Annotated in this window: 18 protein-coding genes; 9 read left to right on the top strand and 9 right to left on the bottom strand. The window is 59.5% G+C overall.

The genetic code is table 11. The annotated features are described in order from the left end of the window. Positions 1-52 precede the first annotated feature (52 nt). Entirely contained in the window at positions 53-1,186 is a 1,134-nt protein-coding gene (gene ispG / locus CHB75_RS06980) for a flavodoxin-dependent (E)-4-hydroxy-3-methylbut-2-enyl-diphosphate synthase (protein WP_089269808.1), read from the top strand. 76 nt (positions 1,187-1,262) lie between these two features. On the opposite strand, the gene CHB75_RS06975 is transcribed toward ispG, so the two are convergent. The 3 genes from CHB75_RS06975 to CHB75_RS06965 form a co-directional block, all read right to left on the bottom strand. Further along, positions 1,263-2,036 (bottom strand): transglutaminase-like domain-containing protein, encoded by a 774-nt coding sequence (locus tag CHB75_RS06975; protein ID WP_089269807.1) that lies wholly within the window; start codon positions 2,034-2,036, stop codon positions 1,263-1,265. 189 nt (positions 2,037-2,225) lie between these two features. Next, a complete protein-coding gene (locus CHB75_RS06970; RefSeq protein WP_089269806.1) occupies positions 2,226-2,975 on the bottom strand; it encodes a DsbA family protein in 750 nt (249 codons plus the stop codon). Positions 2,976-3,039: 64 nt separating this feature from the next. Continuing rightward, complete coding sequence (locus tag CHB75_RS06965; RefSeq protein ID WP_089269805.1) at positions 3,040-4,359, bottom strand: M48 family metalloprotease; 1,320 nt, start codon at positions 4,357-4,359, stop codon at positions 3,040-3,042. A 74-nt stretch (positions 4,360-4,433) separates the two neighbouring features. Here CHB75_RS06965 and CHB75_RS06960 point away from each other — a divergent pair, with 74 nt between their 5' ends. The 3 genes from CHB75_RS06960 to CHB75_RS06950 all read left to right on the top strand — a co-directional run bounded on the left by CHB75_RS06960 (position 4,434) and on the right by CHB75_RS06950 (position 9,596). After that, complete coding sequence (locus CHB75_RS06960; RefSeq protein WP_089269804.1) at positions 4,434-5,579, top strand: pyridoxal phosphate-dependent aminotransferase; 1,146 nt, start codon at positions 4,434-4,436, stop codon at positions 5,577-5,579. Positions 5,580-5,702: 123 nt separating this feature from the next. Next, a complete protein-coding gene (locus CHB75_RS06955; RefSeq protein WP_089269836.1) occupies positions 5,703-6,911 on the top strand; it encodes an N-acetylmuramoyl-L-alanine amidase in 1,209 nt (402 codons plus the stop codon). Positions 6,912-7,046: 135 nt separating this feature from the next. After that, the gene (locus CHB75_RS06950) at positions 7,047-9,596 is read left to right on the top strand and encodes a penicillin-binding protein 1A (RefSeq protein ID WP_089269803.1); all 2,550 of its coding nucleotides are present in this window, start codon (positions 7,047-7,049) and stop codon (positions 9,594-9,596) included. Here the strand turns inward: CHB75_RS06950 and CHB75_RS06945 are convergent. Next, complete coding sequence (locus CHB75_RS06945) at positions 9,590-10,411, bottom strand: aminoglycoside phosphotransferase family protein (RefSeq protein WP_089269802.1); 822 nt, start codon at positions 10,409-10,411, stop codon at positions 9,590-9,592. The two genes, CHB75_RS06950 and CHB75_RS06945, sit on opposite strands and share 7 nt — an antisense overlap. Before the next feature lie 90 nt (positions 10,412-10,501). Between CHB75_RS06945 and prfB the strand changes: the two genes are divergently transcribed. Further along, positions 10,502-11,626: a peptide chain release factor 2 gene (gene prfB, locus CHB75_RS06940; RefSeq protein WP_089269801.1), complete on the top strand. Its 1,125-nt coding sequence runs from the start codon at positions 10,502-10,504 to the stop codon at positions 11,624-11,626. Between the two features lie 49 nt (positions 11,627-11,675). On the opposite strand, the gene CHB75_RS06935 is transcribed toward prfB, so the two are convergent. Then, the gene (locus CHB75_RS06935) at positions 11,676-12,590 is read right to left on the bottom strand and encodes a helix-turn-helix domain-containing protein (RefSeq protein ID WP_342745295.1); all 915 of its coding nucleotides are present in this window, start codon (positions 12,588-12,590) and stop codon (positions 11,676-11,678) included. Positions 12,591-12,724: 134 nt separating this feature from the next. Between CHB75_RS06935 and CHB75_RS06930 the strand changes: the two genes are divergently transcribed. After that, entirely contained in the window at positions 12,725-13,072 is a 348-nt protein-coding gene (locus CHB75_RS06930; RefSeq protein WP_089269799.1) for a hypothetical protein, read from the top strand. 242 nt (positions 13,073-13,314) lie between these two features. Here the strand turns inward: CHB75_RS06930 and ilvN are convergent, their stop codons facing one another. Together ilvN and CHB75_RS06920 are read right to left on the bottom strand one after the other, a co-directional pair. Next, on the bottom strand, positions 13,315-13,875 hold the full coding sequence (ilvN, locus tag CHB75_RS06925) for an acetolactate synthase small subunit (RefSeq protein ID WP_089269798.1): 561 nt from the start codon (positions 13,873-13,875) through the stop codon (positions 13,315-13,317). Between the two features lie 85 nt (positions 13,876-13,960). After that, entirely contained in the window at positions 13,961-15,715 is a 1,755-nt protein-coding gene (locus CHB75_RS06920) for an acetolactate synthase 3 large subunit (protein ID WP_089269797.1), read from the bottom strand. 466 nt (positions 15,716-16,181) lie between these two features. Here CHB75_RS06920 and CHB75_RS06915 point away from each other — a divergent pair, with 466 nt between their 5' ends. Then, entirely contained in the window at positions 16,182-17,387 is a 1,206-nt protein-coding gene (locus CHB75_RS06915; RefSeq protein WP_089269796.1) for a DegT/DnrJ/EryC1/StrS family aminotransferase, read from the top strand. On the opposite strand, the gene CHB75_RS06910 is transcribed toward CHB75_RS06915, so the two are convergent. Both CHB75_RS06910 and CHB75_RS06905 read right to left on the bottom strand, forming a co-directional pair. Continuing rightward, positions 17,363-17,830, bottom strand: coding sequence for a CreA family protein (locus tag CHB75_RS06910; protein ID WP_089269795.1), 468 nt, complete (start codon positions 17,828-17,830; stop codon positions 17,363-17,365). The two genes, CHB75_RS06915 and CHB75_RS06910, sit on opposite strands and share 25 nt — an antisense overlap. 73 nt (positions 17,831-17,903) lie before the next feature. After that, positions 17,904-18,377, bottom strand: coding sequence for a pyridoxamine 5'-phosphate oxidase family protein (locus CHB75_RS06905; protein ID WP_089269794.1), 474 nt, complete (start codon positions 18,375-18,377; stop codon positions 17,904-17,906). 156 nt (positions 18,378-18,533) lie between these two features. Between CHB75_RS06905 and CHB75_RS06900 the strand changes: the two genes are divergently transcribed. After that, a complete protein-coding gene (locus tag CHB75_RS06900) occupies positions 18,534-19,697 on the top strand; it encodes an isovaleryl-CoA dehydrogenase (protein ID WP_089269793.1) in 1,164 nt (387 codons plus the stop codon). Positions 19,698-19,759: 62 nt separating this feature from the next. Then, complete coding sequence (locus tag CHB75_RS06895) at positions 19,760-20,422, top strand: glutathione S-transferase family protein (RefSeq protein WP_089269792.1); 663 nt, start codon at positions 19,760-19,762, stop codon at positions 20,420-20,422. The last annotated feature ends 48 nt before the right edge of the window (positions 20,423-20,470 follow it).

The following is a 20,470-nucleotide window of genomic DNA, read 5'->3' as shown; positions in this document are numbered from 1 at the left end:
AGGGGCGTCATTGGCCGACCCCGCAAGTTTCATGTCGGCGAGGGAGCCTTTGATGAGCCTCAACCACATCCGCCCGTGGCGCAATATCTACCGCCGCAAGTCGCGCCAGATCATGGTCGGGAACGTGCCCGTCGGGGGCGATGCCCCGATCACCGTTCAGACCATGACCAACACGCTGACCACCGATATCGCCGCGACAATTGACCAGGTTCAGCGCGCGGCAGACGCAGGCTGCGATATTGTCCGTGTCTCGGTCCCGGATGAAGCTTCTTCCAAGGCGCTCAAGGAAATCGTACGTGAAAGTCCGGTGCCGATCGTCGCCGACATCCATTTCCACTACAAACGCGGGATCGAGGCTGCTGAGGCCGGCGCCGCTTGCCTGCGCATCAACCCTGGCAACATCGGAAGCAAGGAGCGCGTGCGCGATGTAATTCAGGCCGCTCGCGACCACGGCTGTTCCATGCGTATCGGCGTGAATGCAGGCTCGCTCGAACGTCATCTGCTGGAAAAATATGGCGAACCCTGTCCCGATGCGATGGTCGAATCCGGGCTGGAACACATTCGCATCCTTCAGGATAACGATTTTCACGAGTTCAAGATCAGCTGCAAGGCGTCGGATGTGTTCATGGCCGCTGCCGCCTATCAGCAGCTCGCCGAAGCGACCGACGCCCCGATCCACCTTGGCATCACCGAAGCTGGCGGCCTGACATCGGGCACGATCAAATCCGCCATCGGCCTTGGCAACCTGCTGTGGATGGGCATCGGCGACACGATCCGAGTCAGCCTTTCCGCCGATCCGGTGGAAGAGGTCAAGGTCGGCTATGAGATCCTGAAATCCCTTGGACTGCGCCATCGCGGCGTGAACATCATCTCTTGCCCCAGTTGCGCGCGGCAGGGTTTTGACGTGATCAAGACGGTCGAGGCACTGGAAAAGCGGCTGGAACATATCAAGACGCCGATGAGCCTGTCGATCATCGGCTGCGTGGTGAATGGCCCCGGTGAGGCGCTGATGACGGATGTCGGTTTTACCGGCGGTGGCAATGGTGCGGGCATGGTCTACCTTGCGGGTAAGCAAAGCCACAAGATGTCCAACGACCAGATGATCGAACACATCGTCGAAGAGGTCGAGAAAAAAGCAGCCATCCTCGATGCCCAAAGCGCGGCTGAAACCCAAGCGGCGGAATAGCGCCCGGTTTCATCTGCTTAAAAATACTCTCGGGGAGTGCGAGGGGCAGACAGCCCCTCGTTCTACCACTCTCAGATCAGACTTCGCTTACCGCAACGCTCTGCTGTCGCAGTTCAGTCGGCCCGTAAGTCGTGAGGAAGGCAATGTCCGTGGCGTCGCGTCCAACGCAGATCCGTGCCATGTTTTCGGGTTTTGCCATGCCTGTCGGATCGACAAGATGCCAGGCACCTTCAAGCCATACTTCGACTACCGCGTGAAAGTCCTGTGGTTCAACCCCCAGGGCATAGACGCTGACGATCCGCGCCGGAATCGTCCCGGCCCGGGCCAGAGTGATCAGCATATGCGCGAAATCACGGCACACGCCCTGTCGCAGAACGAAAGTCTCCAGCGCCGACGTCTCGGAATCCGAGGTGCCCGGCACATAGGCGAAAAACTTGTTCACGAACTCGTTCATCTCGGCCAGCTTGGCGCCGCCCTGCAGTGTTCCGAATTCGGCATTCACGAAAGCGAGGAATTTGTCCGATGGGCAGTAGCGCGACGGAAACAGATATTTGACCACCTCGGCAGGTAGGTCGTGCGGCAGGTCGAATTTCAGCTTTGAGATATCTTCGGTCTTGCGGTCGATCCTGACCTCGGCTGCGTAGTGCCAGTTCAGAGCATGGGATTCCTGGACCCAGAGCCGTTCACCGATGCCTTCTTCCGCTGGGGTCGTTCTGGGACGGCGGGTCTGCGTCGTCAGCACCCCCGAAACAATAGTCTGGTCGGGCATGTCTGCGGCATAAATCTGGGCCAAGCAATCGGTGGGACCGAAAAGGGCATATTCCAGTGTGACGTCAATCTTAAGGTTCATGGTCTCTCCGGGGGAATTCTGTGCGGTGATGTGGGATCGGTGTGCGCCTGCAAGCAAAAAGGCAGCGCTGGTTTGCCGCTGCCTTAGCTTGCTATTCCGAACCAATGCAAGAGGCGCGGAAAGGTTCCCTTTCGCGCGCCTTCTTTCGTTCCCATCACATATCGGCTGACAGCTACCCGCCGGGGTGCCTCAGCCTTCGCCGCGCTCCGTAGCGACGATCTGCTGCATCGTGTCCAGCGGCACGTAGCCCCGAACGAGCTCGGTTCCCATCACGAAGGTCGGTGTCCCATTGATCTTGAGAACCTGCGCCAGCGCGCGGGTTTTACTGATCTGGCGGTCGATTTCGGGGTCGTTCATGCGCGCGAGAACCGCATCCGCATCGACTTCCAACGTGTTCGCCAACCGCCGCAGTACTGGTTCGCTCATGTCCGAGGTCATGGTGATCAGGGCGTCATAGGCGGGTTTGTAAGCCTCTTCTCCCGCGACAAGCCGCACGGCGAGCGCAAAGCGGGTCGAGGTGAGCGACGCCTCACCCAGAATCGGGAATTCCTTGACAATGAATTTGATATTTCCGTCCCGCTCGACCAGTTCCGCAACTTCGTCATGGGCTTTGCGGCAGTATCCGCAGCGGTAGTCCATGAATTCGACCACGGTAATGTCGCCGTCGGGATTGCCACCGACCCAGGAGAAACCGTCGTCAAAGATGGCTGCGGCGTTGTCCGCCAGAAGCTGTTCATCGCCGGCCGTCTGTGCTTCGGCTTTGCGCTGCTCGGCGATATCGACCGCTTCGAAGATGACTTCGGGATTATCAAGCAGGTAGGCGCGGATTTCGGCCCGGAAGGCATCGCGTTCACCGTCCGTCATTGCCGAGACGTCAAAGGCCCAGGCGGGGGCTGAAAGACATGTGGCCAGGGCTGCGGCGGTAAGGGTCTTGATCATCGGCAATTCTCCCAGAGACATTTTTCATTAGACGAGCAGGATTAAGCTAAGATTAACCAACATTTCAGCGCCGTTTCGCCTGTTCGGCTGCACTTAGCACATCCTGTGCCCGTTGCCACGGGGCAGAGCCCTGCGGAAGCTGATCAACAGCGCGTTTGGCGTGAATTCCCGCATCTGACAGCCTTCCTTGCATTGCGTAGCGCTCGGCAGTCACCACCGAAGCCATGCCCGGTTGACCGGTCTTTGCATACCCTACAGCCAGATCGCGCAGGAGCCGCGTATCCTGCCAATCGCGGCCGCGCGCCTTTTCCAGCACGGGCAGTGCCGCGCTGAAATTGCCTGAGGCCAGCAGGGCCCGACCCAACCCGCCCAGGATCAGTGCATTGTTCGGAGCAAGTGATACGGCCTGACGGTAGGTCTGAATCGCGGCGTCCGCCTTGCGGGATTCCAGAAGGATCTCGGCCTTTAGGTCGATCAGGTAGGGATCGCGCGGGCGCAGGGCGATGGCACCGTCAATCGCCTTCAGCGCGCGGGGCAGGTTGCTTTGCTTGTGATATGCGGCAGCATCACGCATCAGGGCGATGTCGCGCGACGGGCTGTCACCCAAACGCCGAAGTGTCCAGTTCGGGTTGCGAATGAAGGCTGACAGTTTGCCCTGCGCGCGCGCGAACCAATAGGCGGCCGTCGGATCGTCGGGCAGGGCGCCGCCGTAGGCCGTAACAAACCCCTCCATCGCGCGCATCCGGTCGCGGGTAAGGGGATGGCTCAGTACATAGGGATCCTGACGCCCGACGGACAGCGCCTCCTGGCCGCGGAACAGATCGAACACTTCGACCGCGCCGCGGGGATCGACACCGGCGCGAACCATGGTACGCACCGAACTCTGGTCGGCGCTTGCCTCTTCGGACCGTGTATGCGCCAGAAAGTTGCGCATGACCGAGGATTGAGAACCAAAAGCGATACCCATTGCCGCTTCGCTTTGACCTGAAACGGCGGCGGCAGCAGCCAGCGCCATGCCGATGCCTGTCGCGGTGCGGGCATTGCGCATGTTGCCCGCACGGCGCGATATATGGCCGTTTGCGATGTGCGCCGCCTCATGTGCGATCACCGCTTGCAGCATGCGGGCACTTTCCAGTTTCAGGATCATGCCGGAGTTGATGAAGATGTGCTGGGTTTCCGCGATAAAGGCGTTCAGCGAGGAATCGTCCACCACCAGAACCCGCACCTGCGCCGGGCTGAGACCGGCAGCACGCAGAATCGGATCTGCCAGTTGGGCAAGACCGTATTCGATATCCGCATCGCGCAGCAGCGAAATCGCCCGCGCCGGGCTGCTTGTGATCAGGGCAAGGCAGAACGCCAGAGCCAAGAGTCGGAGGTGATACATTGACCTTGCGCCTCGTTCGTTTTCTAACCGGCCCAGACCGGACACCGACGGCACCATACTTCAGGGAGAGTGAGATGCGAAACTCAAACCGCGGGGCTGTTGATCCCTTTATTGTGATGGATGTGATGGAGGCTGCCCGCGCCGCAGAGGATGCCGGACGCCACATCATTCATATGGAGGTTGGGCAGCCCGGCACACCGGCACCGGCGGTGGCGCGCGAATCCCTGGCGAAGGCGATGGAGACGCAACCGCTGGGCTATACTGTCGCGCTGGGGTTGCCCGCCCTGCGTCAGCGCATCGCGCGGCTGTATGGCGAATGGTACAACGTGGATCTGGATCCGGCCCGTGTCGTGATCACGCCGGGATCCTCGGGGGGGTTCATCCTTGCCTTTACAGCGCTGTTCGATGCGGGCGACAGGGTGGCACTGGGTGCACCGGGGTATCCGTCCTATCGGCAGATCCTTAAAGCGCTAAGTCTTGTCCCGGTCGAGATACAGACAGCTGCGGAAAATCGACTTCAGCCGGTGCCATCCGACCTGCAGGGGCTGGACTATCAGGGGCTCATGGTTGCCTCGCCGGCCAATCCTACGGGCACGATGCTGGACAAGCCCGCGCTTGGTGCGCTGATCGGTGCCTGTCAGGAGCGGGGGGCAGCCTTTCTGTCGGATGAAATCTATCACGGTATCGAATACGAACGTCGCGCGGTCACTGCGCTGGAGATCAGTGACGATGTCTGCGTGATCAACTCGTTCTCGAAGTATTTCAGCATGACGGGCTGGCGTGTGGGTTGGCTGGTCGTACCGCCGGCGCAGGTGCGTCAGTTTGAACGGCTGGCACAGAACATGTTTATCTGCGCCTCGCATGCGGCGCAGGTGGCGGCGCTTGCGGCGATGGATGCCGGGGATGAGTTGCGGTCGAACATGGTGGTCTACACCGAAAACCGCCGCCTGATGCTGGAAGGCCTGCCGAAGGCCGGGTTCGATCGCATCGCGCCGCCGGACGGTGCCTTTTACGTCTATGCGGATGTGAGCCATCTGACGGATGACAGTCGCGCTTTTGCCGCCGAAATCCTTGAAAAGGCCGGGGTGGCGGTGACGCCGGGGCTGGACTTCGATCCAGAACGCGGTCACGGCACATTGCGGTTCTCCTATGCGCGCAGCACGGCAGACATCGTCGAGGGGCTGGAACGGCTGGCGGCGTTCATGGCCGCGCGGGGGTGAAGGCCCAATGGTTGCGTCGGTTGGCAAACCGGAATTTTGCGGATTTGGAAAGAGCCGAAGCTAGTGGATGCCAAGTCTGGAATGACGTTTGAGAACGGCGAGAAACAGGGCCACCGTGTAAGCATGAACAGGTTTTTGATCATCCTGGTATTTTCGGTCGCCGTTTTTACCAGTTCCGCGAAGGCGCAGGACCTTGGCGGTCTTGCGCGGTTTCTTGGCGGAATGGTGCGTGACACCTGGGGCGGCACCGAGCTGCAGCTGGAGCTGAGCCAGGGCGTGCCATGGCGGGTTTTTACCCTGTCTGATCCGGATCGCCTTGTGGTGGATTTCCGAGAGGTCGATTGGCAGGATGCCGATCCGGAGGCGATGCGTCGTTCGGACAATATCACGGCGCTGCGCTTTGGTTCGTTCCGTCCTGGATGGTCGCGGCTGGTGGCGGTACTTGCCGGGCCCATGCTTGTGCAGGAGGCAGAAGTCCGGATCGTTGCGGACAGCGGCAAGGCCGAACTGATTGTGAGGCTGGAGCGTGCGGACCGCGCCGCATTTGACGCCCGCGCTGGTGCGCCCGACGATCCACGTTGGGATCTGCCTGCCGTCGTCGGCGTCCGTCCGGAACCGCGGGGGCAGGGTCCTATCTTGGTGATGATCGACCCCGGCCACGGCGGACTCGACCCCGGAGCCGAGGCCGAGGGTGCCAGCGAGGCCGATCTCATGCTGACCTTCGCACGCGAGCTGCGCGAGCAATTGTTACGGGCTGGCGGATTCGAGGTGGCGCTGACCCGGGACAGCGACACCTTTGTTTCCCTCGAAGCGCGGGTGGCGCTGGCCCACGCGGCTGGGGCGGATGTCTTTGTGTCGCTGCACGCGGATTCCATCGACGAAGGCGTCGCCCATGGCGCCACGCTTTACACGCTCGCCAAGGAGGCGTCGGATGCCGCGTCGTCGGCGCTTGCGGAACGGCATGACCGGGACGATCTGCTGGCGGGGGTCGATCTGAGCGGATCGGATGACCGGGTGGCGAATGTGTTGATTGATCTTGCTCGCCTCGACAATTCACCGCGTAGCGAGGCGATGGCCAGGCACCTGCTGACGGGAATTCGCGATGCGGTCGGCAAGGTGCACAAGCACCCGCTGCGCCACGCCGATTTTTCGGTGCTAAAGGCTGCGGATATTCCTTCTGTACTGATCGAGCTGGGATTCCTGTCAACTGCCGGAGAATTGCGCAACCTACAGGACGCTGAATGGCGTGCAGATATGGCTGCGGGGATCCTTGACGGGCTGCAGGCCTGGGCGCTCGAGGATGAAGCGCTGGAACCACTTCGCAGGCAATAGAGTTGTTTCCTGCGGGCCACCCCCCCGCCGGAGGCCCTTACTTGATCTGCGCAGTGACGCCCACACGCAACGTTGTGTTTTGACGCCGTCGCCCGGGCGGTATAGTGAGGCGCGCAAAGCCTAAGGGGGCACGTCATGACCCGATTCATCCTTTCCTTCTTTGGAACAATCTTCAGCATGATCACGCTGGCAGCGCTGATGATTGCGCTGACCATCGGTGCGGTCTTCTGGATGTATGGTCGCGACCTGCCCAGCCATGAAAGCCTGGCGCAATATACCCCCCCGACGATCAGCCGGATTTACTCGACCGAAGGCAGGATCATCGACGAATTTGCCAAGGAGCGCCGCCTTTTCACCCCCGCCAACGAGATCCCGGCTCTGGTCAAGCAGGCATTCATCAGTGCCGAGGACAAGAATTTTTACCAACACTCTGGCTATGATCTTCGCGGTATTGCCGCTGCAGCCTTTGATGCAGTGCGCAGCCGGGGGCGTGATGTACGCGGTGCCTCGACCATCACACAGCAGGTAATGAAGAACTTCCTTCTGGGGGGGGACCGGCAGGCGGAACGCAAGATCAAGGAGATCATCCTCGCCTCGCGGATCGAGGAAACGATGAGCAAGGAAAAAATCCTCGAACTTTACCTGAACGAGATTTTTCTTGGACAAAATTCATATGGCGTTACGGCCGCTGCGCAGACTTACTTCAACAAGTCGCTGGTTGATCTCGCCCCACATGAAGCGGCCTTTCTTGCCTCTTTGCCCAAGGCACCGTCGGACTATCACCCTGTACGGCGCAAGGAACGTCTGACGGAGCGTCGCAACTTTGTGCTGCGGGAGATGCACGAAAACGGCTACCTGACGGATGCGCTTTACGAGAGTGAAGTCGCGCTGCCGCTGAAGTCTGTTCAGAACGGCGATTTCGAACCGTTTCAGGCCAGCCTGCCGCCACGCGACTATTTCACGGACGAGATTCGCCGTCAGTTGAGCCTTGAACGCGGCGAAGAAGATTTCTTTACCGGAGGGTATTCCGTCCGCGCCACGATCGACCCGGAGATGCAGGTCGAGGCGGCGAAGGCACTGCGCACCGCGCTAGAGGAATACGACCGCTCGCAGGGCGTGTGGCGCGGGTCGGGCAAAAAGATCCCGCTGGATCAGCTAAGTACTGAATCCGCATGGCGCGAGGCCCTGCAAAACGTGCGGATTTCCCGTGACGTCGATCTGGAGGCGCCGTGGTATCCGGCCGTCGTGCTTGAGGTCGGCTCAAGCGAGGCGCGCGTTGGGATCGAAGGCGTTCCTGAGGATGAAGATGGCCACTGGATTCCCGCCAAGGATGTTCAATGGGCCCGCAAACGTCTCTCCGGTGGCAAACTCGCACCAAAGGCAAAGGTGGCCGGTGATCTGGTCGAGGTCGGCGATGTGGTGCTGGTCCGGCGCATGACCGCTGACGCGGATGGTTCATTCATCCGCTGGACGCTGCGCCAGATCCCGCAGGTGCAGGGCGGCTTTATGGCGATGGACGTGAACACTGGACGCGTGATCGCCATGCAGGGCGGTTTCAGCTACCAGCATTCGGTATTCAATCGCGCAACGCAGGCGAAGCGACAGCCAGGTTCGAGCTTTAAACCCTTCGTCTATGCCTCCGCGCTCGACAGTGGCTATAGCCCTGCAACGATCGTGGTGGATGCCCCGATCGAGATCAACACGCCGCAGGGCGTTTGGCGGCCCAAGAACTCATCGAACACCTATTACGGCCCGACGCCGCTGCGTACAGGGATCGAACAGTCGCGCAACCTGATGACCATCCGCCTCGCTCAAGAGGTCGGTATGGACACGGTTGCGCGCTATGCGGAAAAGTTCGGCGTTTACGACCACATGAGTCGGGTATTGGCCAATGCCTTGGGATCAGAAGAGACCACGGTTTTCAAGATTGTGGCGGCTTATGCGATGTTCGCAAATGGCGGCGAACGGGTTGAACCGACCTTGATCGACCGGGTGCAGGATCGCTATGGCAACACGGTTTACCGGCACGACAAACGCGACTGCACAAATTGCGACGATCCGAACATCGCATTGGATCGAAGCCCGCGCATCGTGTCCAACCGGGAACGCGTAATGGACCCGGTGACAGCCTATCAGCTGACCTCGATGCTTGAAGGCGTTGTGCAACGAGGCACCGCGTCAAGCGTCATCAACCTGCCGGTGCCGATCGCGGGCAAGACGGGCACGACCAATGATGCCAAGGACGTCTGGTTCGTTGGGTTTTCCAGCAACATCGTGGCGGGCTGCTATATTGGGTTTGATCAGCCGCGCACGCTTGGTGCCCACGCCTATGGCGGCACCATGTGCGGCCCGGTGTTCCAGCAGTTCATGGAAAAGGCGATCAAGAAATACGGCGGAGGCAAGTTCAAGGTGCCAGAGCAGTGCCAGTTCATCAATATCGACCGCTTTACCGGTGCGCGCCTCAGCGACGACGCCAGTGGTGCGAACGTGGTGGCCGAATGTTTCCGTCAGGGCGAAGAGCCGATCTTTGGCATTCAGTTTGACGGCGGCTTTGCCATGGGCGGTAATTTCGACGTCATCCAACCGGACGGCAGTTCGCGTCAGGTCAGGACCTCGTCGGGGGGCACCGGTGTTGTTGGGCCTAAGGCGAGTTTTGGAACACTTAGTTCAGGTGGGCTTTATTGAGCGCAGAGCGCCAGACAGGCACGTAGCCTGTCGAGGTCGCGCCGTGATGCCGACGAGGTAACTTCGCCACGCCAAATGACTGAAAGCGCTGTTTTGACAGCAGTCCAGTAGGCGAGGTCTGAGGGCGCAATGTCGAGGGCAGTCGCAACAAATGCCAGCCGATTTGCCAGAGCAGTGCCGGAAACCGGCGCGGATTTTGCTGGGTGCCTTAGCGCGTTGGCCAGTTCGTAGGGTTTCGGTCCCCACACCCCTTTTGCATCAAAAGCCATAGCGCCATTAGAAGTGACAATGATGTTGCCGTGATGCAGATCTCCGTGAAGCGGTTGCTGTTTTCCGTAGTCGACCAAGGCCGTCTGGCTGTGGCGTAAAACGCTGAAGAGGCATGTCCGTGCGTCAGTTGGCTCAAAAGACAACAGCATGCGTCGTGCGTCTGCAATCCAGTTCGAGAGGGTCGGGAGGAAAATCTGCGGCACCGGGTCTGCCAGCAGGTTTCGCGCCAACCCTACCAGAGCTTGATCTGCCGCCTGCAAGGTCATGTGCGTAAGGTCAGACAGGTCCGGCCCGTGCAACCATTCTGTCAAAAGAGCGTCAGGTTCGACTGCCAGAACCTTTGCGACCCCGCGTCCAGCCATGGACACCAGGTAAGGCGCGGCGCCGGTTTCATTGCCCGCATGTCCCCGATGATAGATCTTTAACGCTGCCAGGTCTCCCAAAGGCCGCGTTACCTTGAAGATTGAGACTGCTGCGTTGTGCTGGATCATTTTCGGGTCACGTAGTGACCACCGTTCCAGCCGGGTTTCCAGAAACTCGTCCATTGGCGCCACCTTCTGTGATTGCGCATCCCTTGATATGCCCTGATAGCCTTGGTATCAGGCAGATCACCGAAAGACAGGCAGGATATCTCGATGCGCGCGGACCTTCAGAACTCAGTCGACAACATCGAGAAATCACTCGGCCTGCTGCGCCAGCGGCTGGACTGGGACACTGCGCCCCATCGGCTTGAGGAATTCAACGCCATGGTCGAGGATCCCAAGCTGTGGAATGATCCCGAGGCTGCGCAGAAACTGATGCGTGACCGCCAGATGCTGGTTGACGCAATCGAGACCTATACCTCGATCCAGCAAGACCTGGCCGACAACCTCGAACTTATCGAGTTGGGCGAAATGGAGGACGACGCCGAAGTCGTCGCCGAAGCCGAGGGCGCGCTGAAAAAACTGGAGGAAAAGGCCAGGGTCAAGGAACTTGAGGCACTGCTGGACGGCGAGGCAGATGCCAATGACACTTTCCTTGAGATCAATGCCGGCGCCGGCGGCACCGAAAGCTGTGACTGGGCATCGATGCTAGCGCGCATGTACGTCCGCTGGGCCGAGAAGAAGGGCTACAAGGTCGAGCTGCAGTCAGAGAGCGCCGGGGAAGAGACGGGCATCAAGTCCGCAGCATACAAGATCACCGGGCCCAACGCCTATGGCTGGCTCAAGTCGGAATCCGGCGTCCATCGTCTGGTGCGGATCTCGCCTTATGACTCTGCCGCCAAGCGGCACACGTCCTTCAGTTCTGTCTGGGTTTATCCGGTCGTCGACGACAATATCGAGATCGAGGTGAACCCTTCGGATATTCGTATCGACACCTACAGATCTTCGGGTGCGGGCGGACAGCACGTGAACACTACCGATTCCGCGGTGCGGATTACCCACCATCCCACGGGCATCGTGGTGACCAGTTCGGAAAAGTCACAGCACCAGAACCGCGACATTGCCATGAAGGCGCTGAAATCGCGTCTTTATCAACTTGAGCTGGACCGCCGCAACGCCGATATCAACGCGGCCCACGAGGCCAAAGGCGATGCAGGATGGGGCAACCAGATCCGGTCCTACGTGTTGCAGCCTTATCAGATGGTCAAGGACCTGCGCACCCAGCACGAGACCTCTGATACCAAGGGTGTGCTGGATGGCGACCTTGATCCGTTCATGGCAGCGACGCTTGCCCTGAACGTCTCGGGCAAGTCACGTGCGGATGCACAGCGCGACTGAGCGAGTGCGATCCGCGAGTGTGTGGCTGGAAGCGGAGCGCTAAACTGCATCAGTTGAAGGATTCACCCATGCGCAGCTGTGTGCGGTGGAAGGGGATGAGCTCGCTCTCGGTGCAGAAACCAGAGGAGCGGGCCGCCGTCATGATAGTCTTGCGATCAGAGCCCAGGTATTCATAGACCAATCGGGTCACACGGCGTCCGGTCATGCTCTCCCGCACGGTACGTGCGGCGTATCCGACCCAGAAGTTGTTCTGGAACGACGTGATGCGTGCAAGATAATTGAAAGAGGTCGTCAGCGAATTACGGCGGCTGACCAACGCAGCGATGCCGCCTTCCTGGGGCAGCAGGAAGCCACGGAATTCACGGGTCTGAGGGTCGGTGCCAAGACCTTGCGCGCGCATGGCTTCCTTGGCCTCAAAGCCGCGAATGAAGGTGAATACACCGTCGCGGAAAACATAGACCAACCCCTGAACGAACTGTTCGTCATCCATGAAACTGCGGCGCGTGAACCTGTAGAAGCCGGAGGGAAAGATTTCTTCTTCGAGCGAGATCGAACCCGCGCCAATGAAATCTGCCACAGAGGGATGGTGCAGCAGGTCGCGACGGACCGTGTCAATCTCGTCGACTGGTTCGAGCAGGATACGGGCATCTACGTGAAAGAACCTGCAGATCCGGTGTAGCACGTCGGGTCGCGGAAAGCTTTCTCCTGCCAGGTAGCGGTTGAACTGTGTCCGGTTGATCCCAAGGTCGCGGCAGAGGGCTGATATGGATACGGCATCATTGGTGAGGCGACGCAAATTTGCGCCAAGCATATTACGCAGTTCTGCCGGGCTAGGTGAAGATCCGATTTTTCGTGCTGCTGGAGACATGGCAAACTTCTTCTTATAGATGTATTCGGTTACCTTAGGACTACTCTCGGCGGTACGGTGAAACAAAAAAATCGATAATGTGACGCTAAGTAGCATCAGCTCTGATGCTGGTTCGCCTCAATCAATATTGTATACGACACAAATTGCAAGAAGGAGTCGCGGCAAAAATCGTGTCAGTGCGGGTCGATTTGCCCGAATGTGAGCCCAGATCAACGCGAAGGGTTTCATCGATGTCCAGCTCGAACATGTTTGGTGTCGTTCTTTGGACCGACACAGCCGAGAAAAAGGCAGTGATTTGGTGCGAAGACCACGGGAACCTTGCGTTCTATTCCGGTGAGGATCACAGCGCTGTTGAGGGGGTTTCCCTGGACGCTGGAGACCTCATTCAGTTCGACATGAACGAGGAATCAAATTTGCGGCTGGCACGTAACCCACAGCTGGTAGGGCAGTCGCAATACGTTGGAATCGCTCAAAGTTTACGGACCGACGGTGGGCGTGCAAAAGATAAGACTGTCACTAACGCGTCGAACATCATCCAAATGGAAAGCTTCCTGGAACGGCGTAAGGCCTCGGTCTGAGTGCAGGCTTTGCTGACATTTAAACTTCCGAAGACTGGTCTGGAAGGCCCAAACGTGCCAGTGTTCGCGGCTCTTGAATCGGCTTGATCCGCGTTGGCGAAAAGTAAGCACGCGCTACCACAAACTCACGCCTCCTTAGGTTGATGGGACATGTTGTCGCATCCGTTTAAGTTGCGAAATGTGCGGACTGGGATTTCTGACCGGAGGGCTTTGCTCCCGCCGGTCAGGGAAAAGGGATGGCCTTAAAGCCCCCGAGCCAGCGCTGCGACGCCGGTTCGAGCAATTTCACTCAGGCCAAGCGGACGCATAAGATCGGCAAATGCGTCGACTTTTTCCGGCGTCCCAGTGATCTGGAAAACAAAACTTTCCAAGGTGCTATCCACAACCTGGGCGCGGAAGATGTCCGCCAGGCGCAGCGCCTCAACGCGCTTGTCGTTGACCCCGGAAACCTTGAGCAAGGCGAGCTCGCGTTCGACCGAGCCACCCTCGGCAGTCAGATCATGAACCTCGTGAACAGGGACAATGCGTCCCAGTTGCGCCTTGATCTGCTCTATCACCTGGGGTGTGCCTGTGGTGACGATTGTGATGCGGCTGAGGTGTCCCAAATGGTCCACTTCTGCAACGGTCAAGCTGTCGATGTTGTAGCCGCGCCCCGAGAACAAGCCGATGACCCGCGCCAAGACGCCGGGTTCGTTTTCGACCAGCACAGCGATGGTGTGCGTTTCTTCTGCATCCGAGAAGGTCGAGCGCAGATTGTAAGCCGAATGCTTTGTAGAGCCTTTTTTGATGTGTAGAGCGGACATTTTATGTTCCTTTGGCTTGAGCCTGTGACCAAGACTTTTGTGAAAAGTCTTGGCAAAAGTTTTTATGAAAACTTTTGGGCGACGGTTACACCATCACCGCACCTTTTGACCCGATGGCGTCCTTGGTTTTTGCTTCACCTAGCAGCATTTTGTTGTGCGGCTCGCCGCTTGGGATCATCGGGAAGCAGTTCTCGTGCTTTTCGACGAGGCAGTCAAAGATGACCGGACCGTCGTAGCTCATCATTTCCATGATAGCTTCGTCGAGGTCCGCAGGATCGCTGCATCGGATACCCTTGGCTCCGAAAGCCTCGGCGAGTTTCACAAAGTCAGGCAGGGCCTCGGACCAGCTGTGCGAATAACGCTGACCGTGCAGCAGTTCCTGCCACTGGCGCACCATGCCAAGGCGTTCGTTGTTCAGGATGAACTGTTTGACCGGCAGGTCGAATTGGATCGCCGTGCCCATCTCCTGCATATTCATCAGCCAGGACGCTTCGCCTGCCACGTTGATGACCAGTGCATCGGGGTGCGCAACCTGCGCGCCGATAGACGCTGGAAAGCCGTAGCCCATGGTGCCAAGACCGCCCGAGGTCATCCAGCGGTTAGGGTCCTCAAACCCCAGATACTGTGCCGCCCACATCTGATGCTGGCCGACTTCGGTGCTGATATAGCGGTCACGGCCCTTGGTAAGTGCCTCAAGGCGAGAGAGGGCATACTGGGGACGGATAGTGCCTTCGTTCGGCTTGAATTTGAGGCAGTCGACCTTTTGCCATTCGTGGATGCGCGCCCACCATTTCTGCAGGCCTTCTTGGTTCACCCGGCGGCCGCGTGCCTTCCAGACCTTGAGGACATCCTCTAGCACATGACCGACGTCGCCCAGAATGGGCATGTCGACACGGATCACCTTGTTGATCGACGATGCGTCAATGTCGATATGGGCCTTACGCGACTTGGGGCTGAAGGCATCCAGCCGCCCGGTGATCCGGTCGTCAAAGCGCGCGCCCACGTTGATCATGAGGTCACAGCCGTGCATGGCAAGGTTTGCCTCGTACAGCCCGTGCATGCCCAGCATACCGAGCCAGTGCTTACCGCTCGCCGGATAGGCACCCAGACCCATGAGGGTCGAGGTGATGGGAAAACCTGTCGCTTCGACCAGTTCGCGCAGCAGTTGCGAGGCGCCGGGGCCGGAATTGATCACGCCGCCGCCGGTATAAAAGACGGGGCGTTCGGCAGTTTCGATAGCTTCGACCAGAGCGGTGATCATCTCCATGTCGCCCTTGACCTGGGGTTGGTAGTGGCCGGTCGGCGCCTTCTGCTTGGGCTGGTATTCGGCGCTGGCGAACTGGACGTCCTTGGGGATGTCGACAAGAACCGGCCCGGGGCGGCCGACCATCGCGACGTGGAACGCCTGATGGATGGTCGCGGACAGTTTGGCGGTGTCTTTGACCAGCCAGTTGTGTTTGGTGCAGGGGCGGGTGATGCCCACGGTGTCCGCCTCCTGAAAGGCATCGGAACCGATCATGAAAGTCGGGACCTGCCCGGTAAGCACGACAATGGGGATCGAATCCATCAGCGCGTCCGTAAGGCCGGTGACCGCATTCGTCGCGCCGGGTCCAGAGGTGACAAGCACGACACCCGGTTTGCCGGTCGAGCGGGCATAGCCTTCGGCGGCGTGCACGGCGGCCTGTTCGTGGCGGACCAGAATGTGCTGGATGTGGTTCTGCTGAAAGAGCTCGTCGTAAATCGGTAGCACTGCGCCACCGGGGTATCCGAATACCGTGTCCACACCCTGATCCTTCAGGGCTTGAATCACCATTTTCGCTCCGGTCATCTGACGTGTCATCGCTTTGCTCCGTTTACGACGTCTATCTGGGTCATTGCCTTGGGATGTCGTGGATCCGCTGGGCATGTTTAGCGCACAAAAAAGCCCCCGTGGGGTTCGGGGGCGCATGGGGTACCTTTTGGGTGTCCGTTACCGGCCCATGCGCTTGGTTCCTACAATTACGACTAGCGTGATCACCGGTCGGGACTCCTCTGTTTGCGTGCGGGACATTATGGCGGAGGGGGAGGGCCGTCAACCGCCATATCTGGGAAAAAATTGCCATTGGGGGTGATTTTCTTTCTGAATGTTGTTTTTTATCGGTCTTTTTTGATATTTTCTGTAACCCTACTGTGGACTGGAGTCATTTCTGCCTCTTGAGGAAGTGCAAAGGCGCAAGCTGACGGGCGTTTTGGAAGCGAACCTTTCATTTTTCTAAAAGCGCATACGCCTGATTGACGTCGTGGGTGACACCTGCATTTTACGCGCCATGACAGAGATTTTCACCGGAAGTTTCACCCAGCAGGAGCCGATTCCCGAAGAGGGGATCGCGGCGGCGCTGGAGGTTCTGCGCCACGGACGGCTGCACCGCTATAATACTGTGCCTGATGAGATCAGCCATACAGCGCTGCTGGAAGAGGAGTTCGCCGCCCTGACTGGCGCACGTTTCTGCCTGGCCGTGGCTTCGGGGGGGTATGCCATGTCCACTGCCTTGCGGGCCGTCGGGGTTGTGCCGGGGGACAGGGTCCTGACCAATGCCTTTACGCTGGCGCCGGTGCCGGGGGCGATCGCGTCGGTGGGGGCCGAGCCGGTGTTCGTTGGTGTGACAGAAGATCTGACCATCGACCTGAACGATCTGGCGCAGAAGGTGGGGCAGGCCAGTGTGCTGCTGCTGAGCCATATGCGGGGACATATCTGCGATATGGCGCGGCTGATGGACATCTGCGACGCCGCAGGGGTGACGGTGGTTGAGGATTGCGCCCACACCATGGGCGCAGGGTGGGACGGCGTGGTGTCCGGTCGGCATGGGGTAACCGGTTGTTATTCCTGCCAAACCTACAAACATGTGAATTCCGGCGAGGGCGGATTTCTGATCACCGATGAGGAAGAGGTTGCGGCGCGGGCAGTAATCCTGTCGGGATCGTACATGTTATATGAGCGGCACAGGGCGGCGCCATCGCCCGAGGTTTTTGAGCGGGTGAAGTATGTGACGCCCAATATTTCCGGGCGCATGGACAACTTGCGCGCCAGCATTCTGCGGCCCCAGTTACGGACGCTACAGGATCAGGTGATACGCTGGAATGAACGCTATCGCGTGGTTGAAGAGGGATTGCGCGACACCCCCGGGCTGCGGCTGACACACCGGCCGGAGGCAGAGGGATTTGTGGGAAGTTGCCTGCAATTTCTGTTACTTGACTGGTCTGTTGAGAGGGTTCTGGACGTGTTGAAACGTTGTGCTGCACGGGGGGTGGAGCTGAAGTGGTTCGGCGCGCCAGAGCCTGTGGCCTTCACGTCACGCTATGATTCCTGGCGCTATGCGCCAAGTGCGCCGATGCCTGCCACGGACCGCATCCTTGCCGGGTTGATCGACATGCGGATACCGCTCACCTTCAGCCTTGAGGATTGCGCGCAGATCGCGCGGATCATCCGGGCCGAGGTGAGCGCTGTTTATCAGTTGGACACGCCGGAATTATAAAGCGGCACGGTGGACATCGACATCTTGGCAGAGCCGTCGGTCAGTTCTGCGGCATGCGCCAGATAGATCAGAGTCTGGTTCTTTTCATCGAAAACCCTCTTTATCCTCAATGACTTGAGGATGATGGAGCGGGACGTGCGAAAGACGTCTTCGCCTCCGCTGTCGCGTTCGATATCACCTATGGTGATCGGGCCGGTCTGCCGACAGGCAATGGAGGCATTCGAGGGATCCTCGAACCAGTTGCCCTTGGAAAGACGGTCGATCACCGAGCGGTCGAAATAGGCGATATGGCAGGTGACGCCCTGAACCTTGGGATCGGCCACGGCCTCGATGATGATGTCATTTCCGACCCAATCGACACCGATTTCGCCGACCTCTTCGGCCTGAAGAGTGAAGGGCAGGCCAAGGCAAATGGCAAGGGCGGCAAGACGGGGTGGACGCATGGCGATCTCCGGTTTTCGGGGTATGGAAGCCGTATGGTTCCCGTATGGAAACCGTATGGCTGGCGTATGGCTATCAGATGAAGCGTATCACGCCATGCTCGCCCATGTCAGGCTTGTCCTCGGTTACGCGCGACTTCACCAGTTCATAGACAAAACCGGCGGCACCGGTTGTCGCCCAGACCTCGGCCGTGGTGGGGGTCATGCGGATCAGGCGGATGTCATCGTCGCGGCGGCCATCTTCGAACCACGACGCGGCGACGGCGTTCCAGAGTTCGTCCAGCTTTTCGGGATCATCCACCTGGCTTATGTGGCCGTCGACCGTGGCGTAAAGATTGGCCTTGGGGTCCGCGACGGCAAAAGAGGCCGTGGCGTTTGATTCGGCAGCCTGAGAAAGGTCGGTGCCCTGCGCGGTGATAAACCAGATCGCGTTTTCGGCGGGGTCGGCATAGGGCGACATCGGCACGGCGCGGGTATTTCCCGCATTCAGCAGGCCAGCCCGCACATCATCGATACGGTCCCAGAAGGCGGTTTTGAGGTCTTCGGACATACTCTCTATCCTTTTGATATTCGTGTTCATCCATGCAACGCTGCGCCGATGGGAGAGGTTCCGTTGGCCGCCGCCGCGTTTGCGTGTGGTCGACAGGACACGGTGTCGATGGAACGTTCCAGATCGGGACCGAAAGTAAATATGAGGAGGAGCGCGGTGTTCAGTGCGGTGATGAAATTTGATCTGGGCGAGGATGTGAATGCCCTGCGGGACATGGTTCACCGCTGGGCGCAGGAACGGGTGCGCCCGATTGCCGGTGAGATCGACAAGAGTAATGTCTTTCCGCCCGCGCTGTGGCGGGAAATGGGCGATCTGGGTCTGCTGGGGATCACCGTGCCCGAGGAATTCGGCGGCGCGGGGATGGGGTATCTGGCCCATGTCATCGCGGTCGAGGAAATCGCCCGGGCCAGCGCGTCGGTGTCGCTGTCTTATGGCGCGCATTCCAACCTTTGCGTCAATCAGATCAAGTTGAATGGCACCGATGCGCAGCGGCAGAAGTATCTGCCGGGGCTGGTATCCGGCACCCATGTCGGTGCCCTTGCCATGTCCGAAGAAAGCGCCGGGTCGGACGTGGTGTCGATGAAGCTGCGCGCCGAAAAGCGCAACGACCGCTATGTGCTGAACGGCAACAAGTACTGGATCACCAACGGGCCGGATGCCGATACGCTTGTCGTCTATGCCAAGACCGATCCAGAGGCCGGGTCCAAGGGGATCACGGCGTTTCTGATTGAAAAGACCATGGTGGGTTTTTCCACCAGCCCGCATTTCGACAAGCTGGGAATGCGTGGGTCGAATACGGCGGAATTGGTCTTTGACGACGTCGAAGTGCCGTTTGAGAACGTTCTGGGCGAAGAAGGACGCGGTGTGCGGGTTCTGATGTCGGGACTTGATTACGAACGGGTCGTGCTGGCGGGAATCGGTACCGGGATCATGGCGGCCTGTCTGGACGAGGTGATGCCGTACCTCGCGACGCGCAAGCAGTTCGGGCAAGCGATTGGATCGTTCCAGTTGATGCAGGGCAAGATCGCGGACATGTACACGGCGATGAATTCGGCGCGCGCCTATATCTATGAAGTGGCCAAGGCCTGCGACCGGGGGGATGTGACGCGTCAGGATGCGGCGGCCTGCTGTCTTTATGCATCGGAGCAGGCAATGGTTCAGGCGCATCAGGCCGTGCAGGCCATGGGCGGCGCGGGTTTTCTGGCCGATGCACCGGTGGCGCGGCTGTTCCGGGATGCCAAGCTGATGGAGATCGGGGCGGGCACGTCAGAGATTAGGCGGATGCTGGTGGGACGCGAGTTGATGGCGGCGATGGGCTGAGGGATGACTGTAGGAACGTTCCACCGAGTCGCGGGGATTGTTTGCCGGGGAGGCGAGACAAGATGATCCGTTTACACCATGTGCCGTTTTCGCGGTCGTTCCGAGTGCTCTGGCTGCTTGAGGAGCTGGGGCTGGATTTCGAGGTCGTGCCGTATGACATCCGCGACGGATCGCTGCGCGGTGCCTTTCAGGAGCTGTCTCCGGCAGGACGGGTGCCCGCGCTTGAAATCGGCGGGCAGGTGCTGTTCGAAAGCGGCGCGATCCACGAATATCTGTGCGAGACCTATTCGGAGGCCGGGTTGGGGCGCGACCCGGGCACCCCCCAGCGTGCGCGATACCTGGAGGCGCTGCATTTCGCCGAGACAATGGCGGGCTGCATCGAACAGCTTAACATTCAGCATGTGTTCCTGCGGGATCCGACGCAGGCGTCGCCCACGGTGATCAAGCTGGTGACGGCCCGGCTGGCCGGGACGCTGCGGGCGATGGAGCGGATGCTGGAGGGGCAGGAGTATCTTCTGGCTGACGGTTTCAGCGCGGCGGACACGATGATGGGGTTCAACCTGTTTGCGGCACCTTATTATGTCCACCTTGATGCCTATCCGGGGTTGATGGCCTACCGGGGCCGAATCTCGGCGCGTCCGGCGTACAGTCGGGCCCGCGCGCGCGATGGCGAGCAGACGTTTTATACGCGCGACTTTTATCCGGTACCAGCCAGCGGGCCATGAGCGTGGCGTTGCGCATGTCTATGGGCGTCCGCAGGATGTAACTAGGGC

The sequence above is a fragment of the Puniceibacterium sediminis genome (assembly GCF_900188035.1).
GTDB lineage: Bacteria > Pseudomonadota > Alphaproteobacteria > Rhodobacterales > Rhodobacteraceae > Puniceibacterium > Puniceibacterium sediminis.
This window is presented reverse-complemented; position numbering and strand designations above follow the sequence as displayed.

Bases quoted from the DNA above. Each gene is read 5' to 3' on its own strand.
- ispG (WP_089269808.1), top strand. From the start codon at position 53: ATGAGCCTCAACCACATCCGCCCGTGGCGCAATATCTACCGCCGCAAG.
- CHB75_RS06975 (WP_089269807.1), bottom strand. From the start codon at position 2,036: ATGAACCTTAAGATTGACGTCACACTGGAATATGCCCTTTTCGGTCCC.
- CHB75_RS06970 (WP_089269806.1), bottom strand. From the start codon at position 2,975: ATGATCAAGACCCTTACCGCCGCAGCCCTGGCCACATGTCTTTCAGCC.
- CHB75_RS06965 (WP_089269805.1), bottom strand. From the start codon at position 4,359: ATGTATCACCTCCGACTCTTGGCTCTGGCGTTCTGCCTTGCCCTGATC.
- CHB75_RS06960 (WP_089269804.1), top strand. From the start codon at position 4,434: ATGCGAAACTCAAACCGCGGGGCTGTTGATCCCTTTATTGTGATGGAT.
- CHB75_RS06955 (WP_089269836.1), top strand. From the start codon at position 5,703: ATGAACAGGTTTTTGATCATCCTGGTATTTTCGGTCGCCGTTTTTACC.
- CHB75_RS06950 (WP_089269803.1), top strand. From the start codon at position 7,047: ATGACCCGATTCATCCTTTCCTTCTTTGGAACAATCTTCAGCATGATC.
- CHB75_RS06945 (WP_089269802.1), bottom strand. From the start codon at position 10,411: ATGGACGAGTTTCTGGAAACCCGGCTGGAACGGTGGTCACTACGTGAC.
- prfB (WP_089269801.1), top strand. From the start codon at position 10,502: ATGCGCGCGGACCTTCAGAACTCAGTCGACAACATCGAGAAATCACTC.
- CHB75_RS06935 (WP_342745295.1), bottom strand. From the start codon at position 12,590: ATGCTACTTAGCGTCACATTATCGATTTTTTTGTTTCACCGTACCGCC.
- CHB75_RS06930 (WP_089269799.1), top strand. From the start codon at position 12,725: ATGTCCAGCTCGAACATGTTTGGTGTCGTTCTTTGGACCGACACAGCC.
- ilvN (WP_089269798.1), bottom strand. From the start codon at position 13,875: ATGTCCGCTCTACACATCAAAAAAGGCTCTACAAAGCATTCGGCTTAC.
- CHB75_RS06920 (WP_089269797.1), bottom strand. From the start codon at position 15,715: ATGACACGTCAGATGACCGGAGCGAAAATGGTGATTCAAGCCCTGAAG.
- CHB75_RS06915 (WP_089269796.1), top strand. From the start codon at position 16,182: ATGACAGAGATTTTCACCGGAAGTTTCACCCAGCAGGAGCCGATTCCC.
- CHB75_RS06910 (WP_089269795.1), bottom strand. From the start codon at position 17,830: ATGCGTCCACCCCGTCTTGCCGCCCTTGCCATTTGCCTTGGCCTGCCC.
- CHB75_RS06905 (WP_089269794.1), bottom strand. From the start codon at position 18,377: ATGTCCGAAGACCTCAAAACCGCCTTCTGGGACCGTATCGATGATGTG.
- CHB75_RS06895 (WP_089269792.1), top strand. From the start codon at position 19,760: ATGATCCGTTTACACCATGTGCCGTTTTCGCGGTCGTTCCGAGTGCTC.